Raw genomic sequence first — 18,590 nt, forward strand, 5'->3', positions numbered from 1 at the left:
TCGGTCGGCGGGTATGCGGGTGTCCACAGGTGACTTGTCCGCGGCTTCGGTGCTGCCTACCGTTCGCCGAACGGGAGGGGACGAGATGACCCAGGCTTTCGTGCCGGTGCCGCGGCGCCCGCCACCGACGGTGCCGACCGCGGACGTCGTCGTCGATGCGCCGCCCGACCCGCCGGCTCCGGCGGCGCCCGGACTGCTGTCACGCGTGCTGCCGTCCGCGCTTGCGGTGGCCGGGATCGGCGTGATGGCGGTGGCATTGCGCTCGGGGCAGGGCGGCGGACGCGCCCCCGCCTTGGTGGCCTTTCCGATCATGATGCTGGCCTCGTCGCTGGTGACCGTGTTGTCCGGGCGTGTCCGCCGCGGGCACGGTGACATCGACGGCGACCGCCTTCGTTACCTCGAATACCTCAGCCGCTTGCGCAACACCGTCGTCGAAACGGCTGCCGCGCAGCATTTCTCGCTGATGTGGAGTCACCCCGACCCCGACGCACTCTGGACGTTGATCGGCGGTCCCCGAATGTGGGAGCGCCGAGCCGCCGATCCCGACTTCTGCCTCGTGCGAGTCGGGACCGGAGCCCAGCCCCTCGCCACCCCGTTGGTGGCCCCGCGGACGAGCGAGGCTGCCGACCCGGTGACCGTCAGCGCCTTGCACCGCTTCATGCGAACCCATTCGACGGTCGTCGCGCCCATCGCCATCGGCTTGCGCCAAAGTCGGCGCATCGTCATCGACGGTGACGCGACCGCTGCACGCGGAACGCTGCGCGCGATGATCTGCCAACTCGCCCTCTTTCACCCTCCCGATCAGCTGCTGATCGTCGCCGCGACCAGCGACGGGAACCGTCGACACTGGGAATGGTTGAAATGGTTGCCGCACAACCACCATCCGACCGCCGCCGATGCGGTGGGGCGATTGCGAATGGTGTACCGCAGTGCGGGGGAGGCTCAAGACGCGCTCGCCGGTGCCCGGCCGGCGCACGCGGTGGTGGTCGCCGACCTGGACGACAACGTCGACGGGTTCGCGGGCGCGACCATTGTCGAGGTCGGCAGCGGCCGCGACGGCGCACCAGTGACGGTCAGCGTGTTAGGCGAAACTCATCGGCTCTTGCGCCCCGACCGGATGGACCCCGTGGACGCGCTGGTATGTGCCCGCCGGCTGGCGGCGTATCGGGGCGGCGCGGGGTTCCACGGCGGCGGTATGGGCTGGCCGGGCCTGGTGGGAATCGAGGACGTGGATCGCTTCGATCCGGTTGCCTTGTGGCGCAGCCAAGATCATCGTGATCGGTTGTGCGCCCCGATCGGCACCGGCGCCGACGGCGCGCGGCTGACGCTGGATATCAAGGAGGCCGCCGAACACGGTATGGGTCCGCACGGGCTCTGCGTCGGTGCCACGGGATCGGGTAAGTCGGAGCTACTTCGGACGATCGCGCTCGGCATGATGCTGCGCAACTCTCCCGAGGTGCTCAACCTGTTGCTCATCGACTTCAAAGGCGGTGCAACATTTCTCGATTATGCGCGGGCTCCGCACGTGGCGGCGGTCATCACCAACCTCGCGGACGAGGCGCCGCTGGTGGCCCGGATGAGCGATGCCCTGGCCGGCGAGATGAATCGCCGACAACAGCTGCTGCGCGCCTCGGGCTGTGTCAGCGCCGCGGCGTACGAAATCAAGCGGCGCGCGGGTGCGGCATGGGCGGCGCTGCCCACGTTGTTCATCATCGTTGACGAATTCTCCGAGCTGCTCAGCCAACACCCGGATTTCGCCGAGATGTTCGTGGCTCTCGGCCGGCTCGGCCGGTCGCTGGGCATGCATCTGCTACTGGCCAGCCAGCGGCTCGACGAGGGCCGGCTGCGCGGACTGGACGCCCACCTGTCCTACCGGATCTGCCTGAAAACACTGTCGGCCGCCGAATCACGCGCCGTGCTGGGAACACTCGACGCGTACGAACTGCCGAACGAGCCCGGCGCGGGCTACCTGCGTACGAGCGCCGGTGAGCTGGTTCGCTTCTCCGCCGCGTACGTTTCGGGACCGGCGCCGGCCGGCGCGCCCGCCTTCCGGCCTGCGACGGCGCCCTGCGTGCAGCGGTATGGCACCGAGAAAGTCGGCGAGACCATTCGCGCCGCCGAGTCCGGCGAGTCGTCGGAGCGCTCGGTCTTGCAGGCGATCCTGGACCGCCTGGCCGGACACGGACCACCCGCGCACCGGGTCTGGTTGCCGCCGCTGGGCCCGGCGCCCGCCCTGCACACGCTGCTTCGCGACGAGGTGACCGCGCCGACCGCCCTGACCGTTCCCCTCGGCATCGTCGACCGTCCGTTCGAGCAACGCCGGACGCCGCTGATAGCCGACTTGCGCGGGGCCGCGGGGAATGTGGCCTTCGTCGGGGCGCCCCAATCCGGTAAGTCGACGGCGCTGCGGACGCTGGTGACGGCGCTGGCGGCCACTCACGACGCGCGGCAGGTGCAGTTCTACTGCCTGGACTTCGGCGGCGGAACGTTGGCATCGACACGGACAATCCCGCACGTCGGCGCCGTCGCCGGCCGGGCCGAACCGCGGCTCGTCACGCGGATCGTTGCCGAATGCGAGTCGGTCATCCGGTCACGGGAAGCCGTTTTCGGCGACCACGGGATCGGCTCCATCGCGGAATACCGTCAACTACGGGCGCAGCACAAGGCGTGGGACGCCGATCGGTTCGGGGACGTCTTCCTCGTCATCGACGGCTGGGCGAGCTTGCGTGAGGAATTCGGCGGGCTGGAGGCATCGGTCACCGCCATTGCGACCCAGGGACTCTCGTTCGGCGTGCACGTGGTCCTGTCGGCGTCGAGGTGGGCCGACATCAGGCCGGCGCTGCGGGACCAGATCGGCACGCGTATCGAGCTCAGGTTGGGTGATCCCGTGGATTCCGAACTGAACCGGAAAGCGGCCCAACACGTGCCCCGGGACAGACCCGGGCGCGGTCTCTGCGGCGACGGTTCCCACTTGATGATCGCCCTGCCCGCCGCTGAGATCGGTCCGAGTGACTTTGGTGCACCGCCCATCCCGTTGTTGCCGCGGCTGGTGGAGCTTGACACCGTGGTCGGGCGGGCGGGTGACTCCATCGTGCTGGGCATCGACGAGCGCCGACTGCAGCCGGTGACGCTCGAGTTCGACCGACAGCCTCATCTCTTGGTGCTGGGAGACCAGGAGTGCGGGAAGACCGCGACGTTACGCGCCCTGTGCCGCGAGATCGTCCGTACCACGACCCCCGCGGAAGCCCACCTCGTGATCGCCGACTTTCGGCGCACGCTGCTCGGTGCCGTCGAGCCGGAGCACCTCTGGGGCTATGCCATGTCACCGGGCGCGCTCGCCGGACTGCTGCCAGATCTGCTCGACCTCATACGGCGGCGGATGCCCCCGGCCGACGCGAGCCAGGAGTGGCTGCGAGCCGGATCATGGTGGTCCGGGCCGGACATCTATCTCGTCGTCGACGATTACGACCTGGTCGCCGGTCCGGGCGGCAACCCGCTGACACCCATTGTCGAATACCTGCCTTACGCAGCGGATCTCGGGTTACATCTGGTCATCGCGCGGCGCAGCGGCGGCGCGGAGCGCGCATTGTTCGAGCCGCTGCTGGCCGGATTACGTGACGTCGGCTGCATGATGCTGACGATGGACGGATTCCCCGGCGCGGAGGCGCCCTTCGGCGCCCGTCGCCCCGCGCGGCTGCCGCCCGGCCGCGGTGTCCTGCTCACCCGCGAGGGTGACGAACAGCTCGTCCAGGTGGCCTGGAGCGCGCCGTGAACCCTCATCGCGCCGTCATCGAAGCCGGGCCCGGCACGATCCGCCGATTATGTTGCGGCACAAATGCCGTCACCGGTGGCGGGCCCTCGCAGCTCATCGCGGCGGCGCTCGGCGCGATCGACGATCGGGTCACGCTGGTGGGCGGACAGCCGGTTGCCGTCGCTTCGCTGTGGAGTGATGCGCTTCGGTCGGCGGTCTGCACGCGTGCCGATGGCATCGTCGTGGTGCATCCCTCGTGGTGGTCGGCGTCGCGCAGCGCAACGCTGAGCGCGGCGGCGGCCGCGGTGTCCGACGACGTGCTCGCACGGCCGCGGTCGTGGTTGCTCAGGCGGGCTGCCCAGGCCGACGGCGAACCGACGGTCGTCGTGGAGATCACCGAGCGGATGGTGGTGGTCGGCGCTGCCGAACTCGTCGCCATACCGCGTCGGCCCCCACCGCGTTGCGTGGCCGGCGAGGTGGTGGCCGCACTCGCGGGCATGCCCGCGGCCGTCGTCCTCATCGACACACCGGGGTTGGTCCCCGGAGCGCCGGCCCTTGCCGCGTCGATCGCCGGCGCCGTGCGCGGCAACGGGCAGACGGCACTGCTCATCGACGACGTGCGGCTGGCCCGGCTGGCCCGATCGGTGGTGTCCGATCGCCACGAGCCGCGCGCGGCACCCGGAAGTGGTGATCGTGTCCGGTCTTCAGCGCGGACGCTGCGCGGCCTCGGCGCGGCCGCCATCGTGCTCGCCGTGTCGGCCCCGGCCGCGACCACGGTGGGCCGGCACCGCGAGCCAACCCCGCTGGCGGTGGAAGCCACGCCCACCACATTCCTGGTGGAAGGCAGGGTGGCGGTGACGGTGCCCGCGGATTGGTCCACCCAACGGGTGACCGTCGGGCCGGGGTCGGCGCGCGTACAGGTCACGTCGCCCTCGGATCCCGAAGTGGCGCTGCATGTCACGCAGTCGCCGGTCACCGGCGAGACGCTGAGTGGCACCGCCGAGCGGCTGAGACGCGCGATCGAGGCGGCGCCGGCTGGATCGTTCGTCGACTTCAATGCCTCCGGGACCAGCGTCGGCAGGCCGGCGGTGACGTACCGCGAAGTCCGCGCCGGCCATGACGTGCGGTGGACGGTGTTGCTGGACGGGCCGGTGCGGATCGGCCTCGGATGCCAGAGCCGGCCCGGAAGGGAAGAGGCGGTCCGCGCGGTGTGCGAGCAGGCGGTGCGGTCGGCCCACGCGATCGGATGAAGCCCGAAAACGGTGGAACCAAAAGAGCGCCGACGCGGTCGAATTCAGTATGGCGACACCGAACACACTGAGCACCGACTTCGACCTGATGCGGTCGATCGCGGGTACCACGGATGCCCGCAACGAGGAGATCCGGGCCATGCTGCAGGCGTTCATCGGCCGCATGAGCGAGGTGCCGCCGTCGGTGTGGGGCGGGATCGCCGCCGCGCGGTTCAGGGACGTGGTGGATCGCTGGAACGCCGAGTCGTTGCGGCTCTACCACGTCCTGCACGCGATCGGCGAGACCATCCGGCGCAACGCGGCCACCCTGCGCGAGGCCGGCCACGACCATGCGACCCACATCGCCGCCGCCGGCGGAAACCTGTGATCGAGAGGACTCATCCGTGGAATCGGCATTTTCCTACAACTTCGGTGAGATCGAGTATTCGGTGCGCCAGGAGATCCACGCCACGTCGGCCCGTTTCAATGCGGCGCTGGACGAACTGAGGTCGCAGATCGTGCCGTTGCAGCAGCTCTGGACCCGTGAGGCGGCGGCCGCCTACCAGGTCGAGCAGCAGAAGTGGCACCAGGCGGCGACCGCCCTCAACGAGATCCTGGTCGATCTCGGAAACGCGGTGCGTGACGGCGCGCAAGAGGTGGAGAACGCTGATCGGCGGGCGGCCGGCGCCTGGGGACGGTAGCCGCAGCACCCTTGGTCGTCTGTGTGGTCCCGGCGGGGGAGAGCCGTCGGGACCACACAGTCGTTTTGACCTGCGGGGACGTGCATCGGTAAGCTGCTCGGTTGGCGTGCGGTACGCCGGGGCCTCGGGTCAATGTCGGTCGCCGAGACGAACCCCACCGCGAACGCCTGACCGGCACCCGGCTCGACCCGGGATCCACCTCGAGAAAGAAAAGGTAAGCGCTGTGCCCACCTACGCGCCAAAGGCGGGTGACACCACGCGGTCGTGGTACGTCATCGACGCCACGGACGTGGTGCTTGGCCGCCTTGCCGTCGCGGCAGCCACCCTGCTGCGCGGCAAGCACAAGCCGACGTTCGCCCCCAATGTCGACGGCGGTGACTTCGTCATCGTCATCAACGCCGACAAGGTCGCCCTGTCCGGCGACAAACTGCAGAGCAAGCTGGCTTACCGCCACTCGGGGTATCCCGGCGGCCTGCACTCGCGCACGACCGGCGAGCTGATGGAAAAGCACCCCGACCGCGTCGTCGAGAAGGCGATCGTCGGCATGCTGCCCAAGAACAAGCTCAGCCGTCAGATCCAGCGCAAACTCCACGTCTACGCCGGCCCGGAGCACCCGCACGCCGCTCAAAAGCCGGTTCCGTACGAGATCAAGCAGGTGGCCCAGTGACCGAAACGACCGAGGCCCTGGACCCCACGGCCACCCCGGAAGCCCCGGAAACCCCCGACGTCCCGGCCGAGGCGCCCGCCCCCGCGGCGGTCGAGGCCTTCGTCTTCGACCGGCCCATCCAGACCGTCGGCCGCCGCAAGGAGGCCGTGGTGCGGGTGCGCCTGGTGCCGGGCACCGGCAAGTTCGACCTCAACGGCCGCAGCCTCGAGGACTACTTCCCGAACAAGGTGCACCAGCAGCTCATCAAGGCCCCGCTGGTCACGGTCGACCGGGTGGACAACTTCGACATCTTCGCCCTGCTGCACGGCGGCGGCCCGTCGGGGCAGGCCGGCGCGCTGCGCCTGGGTATCGCCCGGGCGCTGATCGTGGCCCAGCCCGAGGACCGGCCCGCGCTGAAGAAGGCCGGTTTCCTCACCCGTGACCCGCGCGCCACCGAGCGCAAGAAGTACGGGCTGAAGAAGGCCCGCAAGGCGCCTCAGTACAGCAAGCGCTGATCAACCATCACTTTCTGGCCGCAACGGGGCCTCATCACGTGCGTCGTCGGCGTGTCTGCGCCCAAACGCGCCCCGTTTCGGTCAGAAAAGAACGGGCACGCTAGGTGCTGGACCGTCAATTGTGAGAGGTTTGTCCGCATGGGTCGACTATTCGGCACCGACGGTGTCCGCGGCGTCGCCAACCGGGAGTTGACCGCCGAGCTGGCGCTCGAGCTGGGCGCCGCCGCCGCGCGGCACCTGGCCAGCGCGGGCCGACCCGGCCGCCGCGTCGCCGTGATCGGGCGCGACCCCCGCGCCAGCGGCGAGATGCTCGAGGCCGCGGTGATCGCCGGGCTGACCAGCCACGGCGTCGACGCGCTGCGGGTCGGGGTCCTCCCCACGCCCGCGGTGGCCTACCTGACCGGCGCTTATGACGCCGACTTCGGGGTGATGATCTCGGCCTCGCACAACCCGATGCCCGACAACGGCATCAAGATCTTCGGCCCCGGCGGCCGCAAGCTCGACGACGACACCGAGGACCGGATCGAGGCCCTGGTGACGGCGGAAACCGGGTTGCGCCCGGTCGGCGCCGGGATCGGCCGGGTCATCGACGCCGAGGACGCCGCCGACCGCTACCTGCGCCACCTGAGCAAGGCCAGCACGCTGCGGCTCGACGGCCTGACCGTGGTGGTCGACTGCGCGCACGGCGCGGCCTCGGCGGTGGCGCCGCGCGCCTACCGCGCGGCCGGTGCGCGGGTCATCGCGATCAACGCCGAGCCCAACGGCCTGAACATCAACGACAACTGCGGCTCAACCCACCTGGACTCGCTGCGCGCCGCGGTCATCGCGCACCGGGCCGACCTCGGCCTGGCCCACGACGGCGACGCCGACCGCTGCCTGGCCGTCGACGCCAACGGCGAACTCGTCGACGGCGACGCCATCATGGTGGTGCTCGCCCTGGCGATGCGCGAGGCCGGCGAGCTGGCCTCCGACACCCTGGTGGCCACCGTGATGAGCAACCTCGGGCTGCACCTGGCCATGCGATCCGAAGGCATCACCGTGCGCACCACCGGCGTGGGCGACCGCTACGTCCTCGAGGAACTGCGCGCCGGCGACTACAGCCTGGGCGGCGAGCAGTCCGGCCACATCGTGATGCCCGCGCTGGGTTCCACCGGCGACGGCATCGTCACCGGTCTGCGGCTGATGAACCGCATGGCGCAGACCGGCTCCTCGCTGAGCGAGCTCGCCGCGCCGATGCAGACGCTGCCGCAGGTGCTGATCAACGTCCGGGTCACCGACAAGGACACCGCCGCCGCGGCGCCCGCCGTGCGCACCGCGGTCGGCGACGCCGAGGCCGAACTCGGCGACACCGGCCGAATCCTGTTGCGCCCCTCCGGAACCGAGCCCGTCATCCGGGTCATGGTGGAGGCGCCCGAGGCCGACGTGGCCCAGCGCGTGGCGAACCGGGTCGCCGAGGCGGTCAGCTCCGCGCGCTGAATCCGGCCGGGCCCGCGCACGCTCCTGGGGCCGCGACTGAATTGATCACCACGGCGCTGGCAGTAATCTTGTCGCCAGCGCCGAAACGGGGGTGGTGATGCTTGTCGGTAGCGGCTGGCCGCAGGTCGCGGTCCGCTTCGCTCGTCGCCGCGTGGGGGACGCGATTGGACGGCCATCGCAACGCGGCAGGGGGGTGCGGTGCAGTTGAAGCATCTCACCATCGGGGAGCTGGTCGCCGGGGCCGGAGGTGATCCGTGGGAGGTCAACCGGACTCTGCAGGCGGGCCAGCCCGGACAGATCTCCGGCCTGGCCAACGCCTTTCACGGCGCCGGGCGCTCTACTGCCGAGGCCGACCATGCCTTCGAGCAAGCCCGCAAGCGATTCGAGGCGGCCTGGAATCACCAGAACGGTGATCACCCCATCAACGACTCCGCCGAAGTGCAGCGCACCGCCCAGGCGCTGGGCGCACAGTCCGAGCAGTTGCCCAAGATCGGCGCGGATCTGGAAAACATCGCCGCCGCGTTGGCCGAGGCGCAAAAGACCGGTGCCGCAGAGATCGCCACCTTGGAAGGCCAGTTGGAGCACCTCGATCAACTGATCGACCTGGCGATGAAGGATCTGCAGGACCACCCGGACGCGGCGAGCCAGCAGGAGCTGCACACGATCATCAAGATGCTCAAAGCGGCCGCGGTCAGTGACACCAAAGATGCGCTCGACCAGCTGCACGCCACCCGCGACAACTATTCGAGTTCGCTGCGCCAGGCGCAGACCAACCTCGCCAACGACGGATACGACCCGACGCCGCTGTTCGGCGCCGACGCCCACGAGGCCGAGACGCCCGAGCAGGCCGAGAAAGACGTCAAGGGCGCACTCGCCGGGGACAAGGGGGCCGCCGCCCGCGTCAACGGGGTGCTCACCTCGATCACGCCCGATCAGCGGGCGGGAAAGGTGCCGTTGAGCGCCGAGCAGGCTTCGGTGCTGAGCCAGCTGCAAGCTCAAGAACACGGCATGTCGATCGACGCCCTCAACACCGCCGAACAGCGCCTCGGCGACGAGAAGGGCATGATCGGCAACTCGTGGCAGCTGATGAGCAACCCCAACCTCACGTTCCCGAAGACGCCGCTTCAGGTCGGGGCGAAGCAGGGGACCGACACGGTGAAGGGTGGGGCGGCGCAGCTGCCGGAAAGCGTTCAGCAGGCGTTGAACTCATCCGGCCTGGAATACATGCGCCAAACCAACGACATCGCCAGCATCGTCAAGGACGGCGACAAGTCCTTCCAGACGAACACCGATCTGGATCGGGCGATGATCCGCAAGGCCGGGGCCATGATGAACACCCCGCTCTGGCAGCACGACCCGGCCAGCCAGGGCCAAAACGTCGAGCGCGATCCCGCGATGGACCCCACGGTGTCCAACGTCTTATCCGCGATGTCGCCCGATCACCAGGTCGTCCACGACACCATGACCGGCAGCGATCACGACAAGTTCCTGCAGAACCTGACCCATCACGCCTGGAAGGACAACGGCCAGGCGGTCGGTTCGTTGTTCTCCTGGACCGGCGACGCCGCGCAGGGGCCGGAGGCCAAGATCGCCGGTGAAACCGCCCGCGCGTACGCGGATTACGTCGGCCACCACGCGTCCACCGACTTGCTGCATCTCCCGGGCAATCACACCTTGGGGCAAGTGAACCCCAACCTCGTCCAAGCGATGGCCCACGGCCTCGACCCGTACGTCAACAACATCGCCGGAACATCCAATGGACTGCCGGACTTCGGCAAACCGCTCGACAGCACCGGTGACGTCCATTCCGGCGCACTGCCTCTCGCCAAGGGCATCTTCTCGGTGATCGACAGCGACCCCACCGCGGCGCGGGACTTCAACAAGAATGCGTACACGCAGGCGTTGCTGCACGACTCTTCGTTCGCGTTGAACCCGCATCATGACGGCTACAGCGACCAGCTCTACGACGCCGCCACGTTGCGGGGTCTCGTCGACGTCGGGACCCACAACGCCTACGAAGCGAACGAACAAAACGGTTACCACCAACAACTTTCGGAATACGACTCGAAGAAGCTGGCCTACGAGGACAGCGTCCAGGCCGCCAGCACGGTGGGTGGCTGGGTCCCGGGGGTGGGCAAAGTCGCCGGACCCACGATTGGAATGGTCGGGCATAACCTGGAAAACGACATGCTGGGGCCAGCGCCCACGGCGCCGGGCCAAACGCCGATCCAGCCCATGGACATCGGAAACGCCGACGAACACATGCTCGATGCGATGCTCGGGGCTAACCAACACATCTCAGGATTGCCGCCCGAATATCTTGTCTACGACCATGATCACCCCAACGGCCGAATAGCGACCCTGGACGAGATGCAAGCCAAACATCCCGATCTCACGGCAGGTCAGTACAACAATGTCCTCGGCCCCGTGTTGTCTCAGGCACTGGACCTGCCGCCGAATGAGAAGATGTCGCCGGACCAGTACATGGTCGACCGCTACAACAACGTCATCGGGGTACCGCAACCCCCTGGGAAGTGATGATGAACATCCCGCGCGGACTGCGCACTTTCACGGCGCTGTCGACCGCGACCGTCGTCCTGGTGACCGGCTGCGCCTCGGGCGGTCACCCCGGCCAGGCCGCGTCGCCCACCACCACGGCGCCGCCCGGGTGGCCGCCGACGCTGAACGATTTCAGCGTGGTGTGGAGCGCGGAGCCGGGTATCGACCTGACCACCGGGCCCGCCGTGGTGGTGCGGGCCTACACCGAGTCCTACCTGCTGGCCTCCGTCACCGGCGACGAAAAATTCCTGTACCCGGGATTTGGGCAGTCGGTAGACCCCAATAAGTCAATCGATAACCCGACCGGCAGCCGGTTCCGGTGGCCGAAGACCGACCGCAGGCCGGAAAATCCCTGGGTAGGAACCGAACAGGCCCATATCCTTTCCATCGCGACATCCGGCCGTGACGTGACGGTGGTGGCCTGTGAATATCTGTTCGGCACCGCGCAGCCACACGGTCGCGGATACACCCCGAACATCGGACAGCCGCCCCCCGATTCGGGCATCGACCCGATGCGAATCACGATGACGGCGCCCGCCGCCACCGGCCCGCAAATGCCCGCACAACAGGGACCGGCTAAGGCCCCGTCGACGGATGTGTTCGGCGGTTGGAGGATCACCAGCCATCAGGGCGGCTACTTCGCCGAATACGGTCTCGCTTCCGAATGGCCTGGAATTGCTCAGGACACCGATGCCTGCCGTGCCAAAGCGCCCCCACACCCCGAACTCGTGCGCGGCGGTGAATATCCCCGCTCCGACTTCCCCACCCTGCCACCCTCGCCCGGCTGGCCGGCCACGAGCGCCGCATCCTGAGGGAAAGCAATCAAAACGCGCTAGCCCCAACGATTTCCATCGTTATGGGCGCGCCGGGGTGGCCAGCGCCCGCCCCCTGATTACGGCCGGAACCGCGGGGCGTTCCCCGGCGTCGGATTAGGCATGAGATTCGACAGGGGAATACGACCGACCGCCATGGCCCGCACCGAGATCGACGTCGCGGCGACCCATCAAATCGCCGACCAGTTCCGTGCGGCCGCCGACCTCCTCGACCGCGCCCTCAGCGATCAGCTCGGCAGGCTCGCCTTCGGTGGGGCCGCCGCCGGGCGGGCGCACACCGCGCGCGGCGACGCGCTGCGCGTCGAGTTGGACCGCCTGACGGCCGAAGTGGCGCAGTGGTCGCGCGCGTCCACCGAGATCGCCACCGCCCTGCGAGCAAGCGCCGACCGGTACGCCGACGCCGAGATGTATGCCGCGGAACGGATCGCCTGACGGTGGCCGAGCGGTTGGATGTCGCCGGGCGCCTCGCCGAGGGTCTGCCCGCCGTCGAGCACACCCAGAGCTACGTGCAGGCCTGCCATGCCGTGGGCTACCAACATCCTGACCTGACGGCGCACCCCGCGCAGGCCCGCGATTGGTACGGCACCGAAGACGGCCTCGACCTGCGCGCCCTCGACCGTGACTGCGCGGAGCTGCGGGCGGCCGGCGAGGCGATCACCGAAGCGCTGCGGATGCAGCGCGCGCAGGGGGCCGAGCTGGCCGCCGCATGGACCGGGCCGGCCGCCGACGCCGCGGTGCGGTTTCTGGAACGCCACTGCGACGCCGCCGGCGCGGTGGCGACCGAACTGCGCGCGGCGGCGCAACGGTGCGAATCCCTGCGCGACAACCTGTGGTACTTGGTCGACGCGAAGGTCGCGACCACCATCGCCATCGACGACGGCAGCCAGGCGCAGCGGCCGGCCTGGCTGGCCGCCGCGGCGGTGGTCAGGACCGGCGTGGGGGACCGGCACGCCGCCGAAGAGGTGATACGCGAGCAGGTAGTGCCCTACGTGGACAACGAGATCCGCAACGACTGGCTGACGACCATGCGGTCGACCCGCGACGGTGTCAGGACCTCCTACGACATGGTCACCGACCGGATGGCCACCGCGCCGACCGCACGCTTCGAAGCTCCGGGTGATCTCGGGCCCGGCTACCAACCGCTGCGGGCGGCCCCGCCCAGCACCCCGCCCGTGGCGGTCACCCCCGCGGCGGCCATGACCGCGAGCCCGCCGTCGGATCCCGCGCCGACCGCGACCACACTCGCGCCGGCTCCCGTTCCCGCTGCGCCGCAACCGGATTGGGGAACCGCGCTCAGTGACGCCGGCATGCCGGCGGGCGATCTGGGCGGTGGACTCGGTGGCGCTGGCCTCGGCGGCGGTGGCGCGGGTCTGCTCGGGCTGGCGGGCAGGATCATCGACGCGGTCGGTGGGCTGCTCGGCTCGGGTGACGAGTCGGGGGCCGCCGATCCCTTCGGCGAGCACGACGCCTTCGACGAGGACCCCTTCACGCCCGACGACACGGACCACGACGAGCCGGCGGGCACCGACCACACCGAAGACGCCGAGGACACCGAAGGGGGGACGACCGACGCGGCGGCTCAGCCGCTCGACGCACCCGCGCCGGTCGGCGAGCCGGCGCCCGTCGGCGCGCCGAAGCCCGGGGACCCGCCGCCACCAACCGTCGACGCGCCGGTCAACGGGCCGCCACCGATCGGCCCACCCACCGCAGGCGCGCCGGTGCCGCCGGTCACCGACGGAAAGACGCCCTGTGAGATCGCCGCGGACCAGCTCCCGCAAGCCGGGCGGTGACGGCTCAGGCCGGGCGCAGCTGCAGGACCTCCTCGACGAAGCGCACGGATTCGGCGCGGTCGGTGGCCAGCGGGCTGAGCAACATCGTCGTCACGCCGGCCTCGGCGAAGGCGGCCAGGCGTTCGGCGACGTAGCCGCGCGGGCCGACCAGCGACATGCCGCGCACCAGCTCGTCGGGCACCGCGTCGATCGCCTCGCGCTTGCGGCCCGACAGGTAGAGCTCCTGGATGCGATCGGCGACCTCGCCGAACCCGTACCGGGTCGCCAGGGCGTGGTAGAAGTTGCGGCCCTTGGCGCCCATCCCGCCCAGATAGAGGCCCAGCTGCGGCTTGACCCACGCTAGCCGCTCGTCGACGTCATCGCCGATCGCCACCGACGCGTGCACCATGACGTCCAGCGGCCCCAGCGCCGGATCCCGCTTGGCCGCACCGGCCGCCAGCGCGTCGCCCCACACCGACGCGGCCTGGTCCGGAAGGTAGAAGACGGGCTGCCAGCCTTCGGCGATCTCGGCGGTCAGCTCGACGTTCTTGGGGCCCAGCGCGGCGATCGTAATCGGAATGCGTTCGCGCACGGGGTGATTGATGAGCTGCAGGCTCTTGCCCAGACCCGTTCCGCGGTCGGGGGGCAACGGGATCTGGTAGTGCTTGCCGTGGTGCTGCAGGCGTTCCCGGCGCCACACCTTGCGGCAGATCTCCACGATCTCGCGGGTGCGGCCCAGCGGGGCGTCGAACTCGACGCCGTGGAAGCCCTCGATCACCTGCGGCCCGGACGTGCCGATCCCCAGCCGGAAGCGCCCGTCGGACACGAAGTCCAGGCCAGCGGCCGTCATCGCCAGTAGCGAGGGGGTGCGGATGTAAATGGGGAACACCCCCGACGCCAGCTCGACGGTGCTCGTCTTGGCGGCCAAATACCCCAGCTGGCTCACGGCGTCGAAGGCGTACGCCTCGGCCACCACCGCGATGTCGATCCCGGCCTTCTCGAGCACCACCACGCGGTCCACGGCCTGGTGAAAGCCGCCCGAATAGTCCAGAGCGATCCCGATTCGCATCAACGACACATACCACGACCGCGCCCGCGGCCCGCGGGGGCGGGCAAGGCATCAGCCCGCCGAGGTGCCCGTCCAGTACTCCGCGAACCGTCGGCCGTCAGCGGACAGGCGCAGGATGTCGTTGCCGGTGAAGGAGGCCGGGCCGTCCGGCCCGCGGCCCGTGCCGACCCAGCGGCCCGCCACCAGGTCGCCCTCGGAGAACGGGCCGAGTTCGATGGCGAAGGTCAAGTCGGCCACCATGTTTCGGGCTTCCTCGACGATCCGCGCCAGCTCCTCGGGGCCGTGGACATCGCGGCCGGGCCAGTGACCCACGAAGTCGTCGGTCACGATCTCGGACGCGACGGGCCGGCCGGCCCACAGCTCGGTGATCCAGCGTTCGTACAGCGCTTGCACGGTCGACACAGTGGGCGATTACCCCGTCACCGCCTCACTTCAACAGCGCGACGATCTTCTCTTCCAAGGCGACCGGCTTCGCCTCGGGATCCAGTGGGTCCGTCTGGGGCAGGGCGACGTCGGGATCGGCGAAGTCGCGGTAGGTCTTGTCGCCGCCCAGCGCGAAGAGCAGGTAACCGGTCAGCAGCGCGCGCACCTTGCGCTGCGTGCGCCGGTGTGGGCTGGCCAGGCCGAACACCTTCGTCAACCGCCGGCCCTCCACCAGGCCGCCGGGCTGGGCCTTACTGACGATGCGCAGCGTGGCCGCGTCCCACGCCCGCGACAGCGACAGCGCGTTGGAGTTCAGCGACTTGGCATCCCCCGGCGCGGTCAGGATCAACCCCGGCAGCTTCAGCGTCGTCGCGGGGGCCTCGGCCGGGGGGCTGGTGACGGTGGGGAACAACGCCGCCGCCGCCGCCAGCTTGTTCGGCATGCCGGCCGCGGCGAACACGGCGGCCGAGCCGCCGAAACCGTGCCCGACCACGCCGAGCTTGGCCGGATTCACGCTGATCTTGCCCGGCCCGAGTCGCACACCAGACACGATGTCCAGCGCGGTGCCGAGGTCGAAGGCGAAGTTCAGGACGGAAGGGGCCAGGCCGCGTTCGGTGTCGGGAGCGCCCGCCACGACGCCCCAGGACGCCAGGTGTTCGAGCAGACCCGAATAGCGGCCGGCCTTGGTGAGCCAGTCGTGACCGAACGCGACGCCGGGCAGACCCAGCCCCGCCTCCGGGGTGTACACCACCCCGGGTAATCCGGCGAAGGCGAGGTCACCACGCAAAACCCGATGCGGACCACGGCGGCTGAGTGCTGCGAACAGCTTGCGGGTGCGGGCCACGCGTCGACGTTAGCGCATGCCGGTCAGGCCATGACCTCGATCACGCCCACCCGCCAGAGCGCCGCATACATGTGGCGCAGCGGGATGCTCAGCAGCCGGGCAGCCGTGTCCACCATCGGGTCGCCACTGGCGATCGGCTCGCGATGACGCCGCCGTGCCGCGGGCTTGGGGGCGGGCGCCGGCGCGAGCGTCAGGCCGGGCGCGGGCAGCGTGGTTACCACGTCGTCAAACAGAACGGCGGTCATGATCTCTCCTTGAAGAAGGGGTGCAAAATTTCGGATTAACAGTTACTAACGGTTATCTATCCGGCGGCTTACGCACTGCTTTCCCATTAATGTCTGAGGCAAATTATTTGCAGCGCGCCAAACGCGATTTTCGGATAGCTACTCCATCATCATTGATGTGTGCATAAAGGGGGCATTCTCACGAGGATGCGATTGTGCTCTGCGCATTTACGCTGGTAAAACGGTTATTTCGCCAGGCAGTGATGATCAGGCGGGCGTCAACAAGCTGTCCTTTCTGGTGGCTTCAGCGGTTGCCGGTGGTAGCCGATTCCAGAATTCTAAGTGGGCAAATCGCTAGAGCGATGACGCAAACGAAAACGCCACAAATACATCAGGTGAAAAGCGTTTCGACCGTTTATGAAGGCGATGTAGAGAGAATGGTGATCGGGCCGACGGTGGGAAGCCGGCTGGTTTGGTCCACCACGCCGTACCGGCCCGGCGGCTCAGCGACGGCTGTGGGCGGGGCGGGAGACAGACTCCACCGCCCGGCAACCATGCCTTCGGTGCAGGTGGGCGGCCTAACCATGACCGCGGAGTGCGGGGTTGGGGGTCCACCTGCACTACCCTGGTTCGAATGTGCGGAATCGTCGGCTACGTCGGGCAGCAGCCTGCCTGCAAGGTCGTCATGGATGCGCTGCGCCGGATGGAGTACCGCGGCTACGACTCGTCGGGCATCGCACTGGTCAACGGTGCCGGGACGCTCACCGTGTGCCGCCGCGCCGGCCGGCTGGCCAACCTCGAGGAAGCGGTCGCGCAGATGCCGCCGGAGTCGCTGGGCGGCACCACCGGCCTGGGCCACACCCGCTGGGCTACCCACGGGCGCCCCACCGACCGCAACGCGCACCCGCACCGCGACGCCGCCGGCAAGATCGCCGTCGTCCACAACGGGATCATCGAGAACTACCCGAGCCTGCGCCACGAGCTGGAGGCCTACGGCGTGGAATTCACCAGCGACACCGACACCGAGGTGGCGGTGCACCTGGTGGCCCAGGCCTACCGGCACGGCGCGACCGCCGGCGACTTCGCCGCCTCGGTGCTGGCCGTGCTGCGCCGGCTGGAGGGCCACTTCACCCTGGTGTTCACCAACGCCGACGAGCCCGGCACCATCGTGGCCGCGCGCCGCTCCACCCCGCTGGTGCTGGGGATCGGCGACGGCGAGATGTTCGTCGGCTCCGACGTCGCCGCGTTCATCCCGCACACCCGCGACGCCATCGAACTGGGCCAGGATCAGGCGGTGGTGCTCACCGCGGACGGCTACCGCATCACCGACTTCGACGGGAACGCGGACGTCGAGTACCGCGAGTTTCACATCGACTGGGACCTGGCCGCCGCGGAAAAGGGCGGCTACGAGTACTTCATGCTCAAGGAGATCGCCGAGCAGCCCGCCGCGGTGGCCGACACCCTGCTCGGGCACTTCGTCGACGGCCGGATCGTGCTCGACGAGCAGCGGCTCTCCGACCAAGAGCTGCGCGAGATCGACAAGGTGTTCGTGGTCGCCTGCGGCACCGCGTATCACTCGGGGCTGCTCGCCAAATACGCCATCGAACACTGGACCCGGCTGCCGGTGGAGGTGGAGCTGGCCAGCGAATTCCGCTACCGGGACCCGGTGCTGGACCGCAGCACGCTGGTGGTCGCCATCTCGCAGTCCGGGGAGACCGCCGACACGCTCGAAGCCGTCCGGCACGCCAAGGAGCAGAAGGCCAAGGTGCTGGCCATCTGCAACACCAACGGCTCTCAGATCCCGCGCGAATGCGACGCCGTGCTCTACACCCGCGCCGGGCCCGAGATCGGCGTCGCCTCGACGAAGACGTTCCTCGCCCAGATCACCGCCAACTACCTGGTGGGCCTGGCGCTGGCCCAGGCCCGCGGCACGAAGTACCCCGACGAGGTCGAGCGGGAGTACCAGGAGCTGGAGGCCATGCCGGACCTGGTCGCGCGGGTGCTCGCGATGATCGAGCCGGTGGCCGCGCTGGCATATCGATTTGCCACATCCTCGACCGTGTTGTTCCTGGGGCGCCACGTCGGTTATCCGGTGGCGCTGGAGGGCGCGCTGAAGCTCAAGGAACTGGCCTACATGCACGCCGAGGGGTTCGCCGCCGGCGAGCTCAAGCACGGCCCCATCGCGCTGATCGAGGACGACCTGCCGGTCATCGTCGTCATGCCCTCGCCCAAGGGGCAGGCCACGCTGCACGCCAAGCTGCTGTCCAACATCCGCGAGATCCAGGCCCGCGGCGCGATCACGATCGTGATCGCCGAGGAAGGCGACGACACCGTGCGGCCCTACGCCGACCACCTGATCGAAATCCCTGCGGTGTCAACGCTTCTGCAGCCACTGCTGTCGACGATCCCGCTGCAGGTGTTCGCCGCGTCGGTTGCCCAGGCCCGCGGCTACGACGTCGACAAGCCGCGGAACCTCGCCAAGTCCGTCACCGTGGAATAGGTAACCCCGCTTCGGCCGTATCGCCGCGAGATGCGCTTAGCTCCGCTAGAT

General features: G+C 69.3%; 16 protein-coding genes. 12 read left to right on the top strand and 4 right to left on the bottom strand.

The annotated features are described in order from the left end of the window. Positions 1-85 precede the first annotated feature (85 nt). The 11 genes from eccCa to G6N51_RS23755 all read left to right on the top strand — a co-directional run bounded on the left by eccCa (position 86) and on the right by G6N51_RS23755 (position 13,500). Positions 86-3,772, top strand: coding sequence for a type VII secretion protein EccCa (gene eccCa, locus G6N51_RS23705; protein WP_083175663.1), 3,687 nt, complete (start codon positions 86-88; stop codon positions 3,770-3,772). After that, positions 3,769-5,001, top strand: a complete 1,233-nt coding sequence (locus tag G6N51_RS23710; protein ID WP_083175665.1) for a type VII secretion-associated protein — start codon at positions 3,769-3,771, stop codon at positions 4,999-5,001. The genes eccCa and G6N51_RS23710 overlap by 4 nt, the downstream gene beginning before the upstream one ends. Positions 5,002-5,050: 49 nt before the next feature. After that, positions 5,051-5,368: a WXG100 family type VII secretion target gene (locus G6N51_RS23715; RefSeq protein ID WP_083175667.1), complete on the top strand. Its 318-nt coding sequence runs from the start codon at positions 5,051-5,053 to the stop codon at positions 5,366-5,368. Positions 5,369-5,384: 16 nt separating this feature from the next. Next, positions 5,385-5,681, top strand: a complete 297-nt coding sequence (locus tag G6N51_RS23720; protein ID WP_083175669.1) for a WXG100 family type VII secretion target — start codon at positions 5,385-5,387, stop codon at positions 5,679-5,681. Between the two features lie 223 nt (positions 5,682-5,904). Further along, positions 5,905-6,348 carry a 50S ribosomal protein L13 gene (gene rplM / locus G6N51_RS23725; protein ID WP_007172542.1) on the top strand — a complete coding sequence of 148 codons (444 nt, stop codon included), beginning with the start codon at positions 5,905-5,907 and terminating at the stop codon, positions 6,346-6,348. A gap of 17 nt (positions 6,349-6,365) precedes the next feature. Then, positions 6,366-6,842, top strand: coding sequence for a 30S ribosomal protein S9 (rpsI, locus tag G6N51_RS23730; RefSeq protein ID WP_174814417.1), 477 nt, complete (start codon positions 6,366-6,368; stop codon positions 6,840-6,842). Positions 6,843-6,980: 138 nt separating this feature from the next. Then, the gene (glmM, locus tag G6N51_RS23735) at positions 6,981-8,318 is read left to right on the top strand and encodes a phosphoglucosamine mutase (protein ID WP_083175405.1); all 1,338 of its coding nucleotides are present in this window, start codon (positions 6,981-6,983) and stop codon (positions 8,316-8,318) included. 198 nt (positions 8,319-8,516) lie between these two features. After that, positions 8,517-10,856 carry a putative alpha/beta hydrolase gene (locus G6N51_RS23740; RefSeq protein WP_083175402.1) on the top strand — a complete coding sequence of 780 codons (2,340 nt, stop codon included), beginning with the start codon at positions 8,517-8,519 and terminating at the stop codon, positions 10,854-10,856. Then, positions 10,856-11,689 (top strand): hypothetical protein, encoded by an 834-nt coding sequence (locus G6N51_RS23745; protein WP_232078463.1) that lies wholly within the window; start codon positions 10,856-10,858, stop codon positions 11,687-11,689. Before G6N51_RS23740 ends, G6N51_RS23745 begins: the two co-directional genes overlap by 1 nt. A gap of 123 nt (positions 11,690-11,812) precedes the next feature. Continuing rightward, positions 11,813-12,142 (top strand): type VII secretion target, encoded by a 330-nt coding sequence (locus G6N51_RS23750; protein ID WP_083175400.1) that lies wholly within the window; start codon positions 11,813-11,815, stop codon positions 12,140-12,142. Positions 12,143-12,144: 2 nt separating this feature from the next. Continuing rightward, on the top strand, positions 12,145-13,500 hold the full coding sequence (locus tag G6N51_RS23755; RefSeq protein WP_083175397.1) for a hypothetical protein: 1,356 nt from the start codon (positions 12,145-12,147) through the stop codon (positions 13,498-13,500). A 4-nt stretch (positions 13,501-13,504) separates the two neighbouring features. On the opposite strand, the gene G6N51_RS23760 is transcribed toward G6N51_RS23755, so the two are convergent. From G6N51_RS23760 to G6N51_RS23775, 4 genes are read right to left on the bottom strand one after another with little or no spacing between them, the layout of a single operon-like run. Then, positions 13,505-14,548, bottom strand: a complete 1,044-nt coding sequence (locus G6N51_RS23760; protein WP_083175394.1) for an LLM class F420-dependent oxidoreductase — start codon at positions 14,546-14,548, stop codon at positions 13,505-13,507. 51 nt (positions 14,549-14,599) lie between these two features. Beyond that, a complete protein-coding gene (locus G6N51_RS23765) occupies positions 14,600-14,950 on the bottom strand; it encodes a nuclear transport factor 2 family protein (protein WP_083175391.1) in 351 nt (116 codons plus the stop codon). Positions 14,951-14,975: 25 nt separating this feature from the next. Then, positions 14,976-15,815 carry a dienelactone hydrolase family protein gene (locus tag G6N51_RS23770; protein ID WP_083175388.1) on the bottom strand — a complete coding sequence of 280 codons (840 nt, stop codon included), beginning with the start codon at positions 15,813-15,815 and terminating at the stop codon, positions 14,976-14,978. Positions 15,816-15,838: 23 nt separating this feature from the next. Then, positions 15,839-16,060 carry an Rv1535 family protein gene (locus tag G6N51_RS23775; protein ID WP_083175385.1) on the bottom strand — a complete coding sequence of 74 codons (222 nt, stop codon included), beginning with the start codon at positions 16,058-16,060 and terminating at the stop codon, positions 15,839-15,841. A gap of 613 nt (positions 16,061-16,673) precedes the next feature. Between G6N51_RS23775 and glmS the strand changes: the two genes are divergently transcribed. Next, positions 16,674-18,539, top strand: a complete 1,866-nt coding sequence (glmS, locus tag G6N51_RS23780) for a glutamine--fructose-6-phosphate transaminase (isomerizing) (RefSeq protein ID WP_083175382.1) — start codon at positions 16,674-16,676, stop codon at positions 18,537-18,539. The last annotated feature ends 51 nt before the right edge of the window (positions 18,540-18,590 follow it).

This window comes from Mycobacterium paraseoulense (assembly GCF_010731655.1).
Classification (GTDB): domain Bacteria; phylum Actinomycetota; class Actinomycetes; order Mycobacteriales; family Mycobacteriaceae; genus Mycobacterium; species Mycobacterium paraseoulense.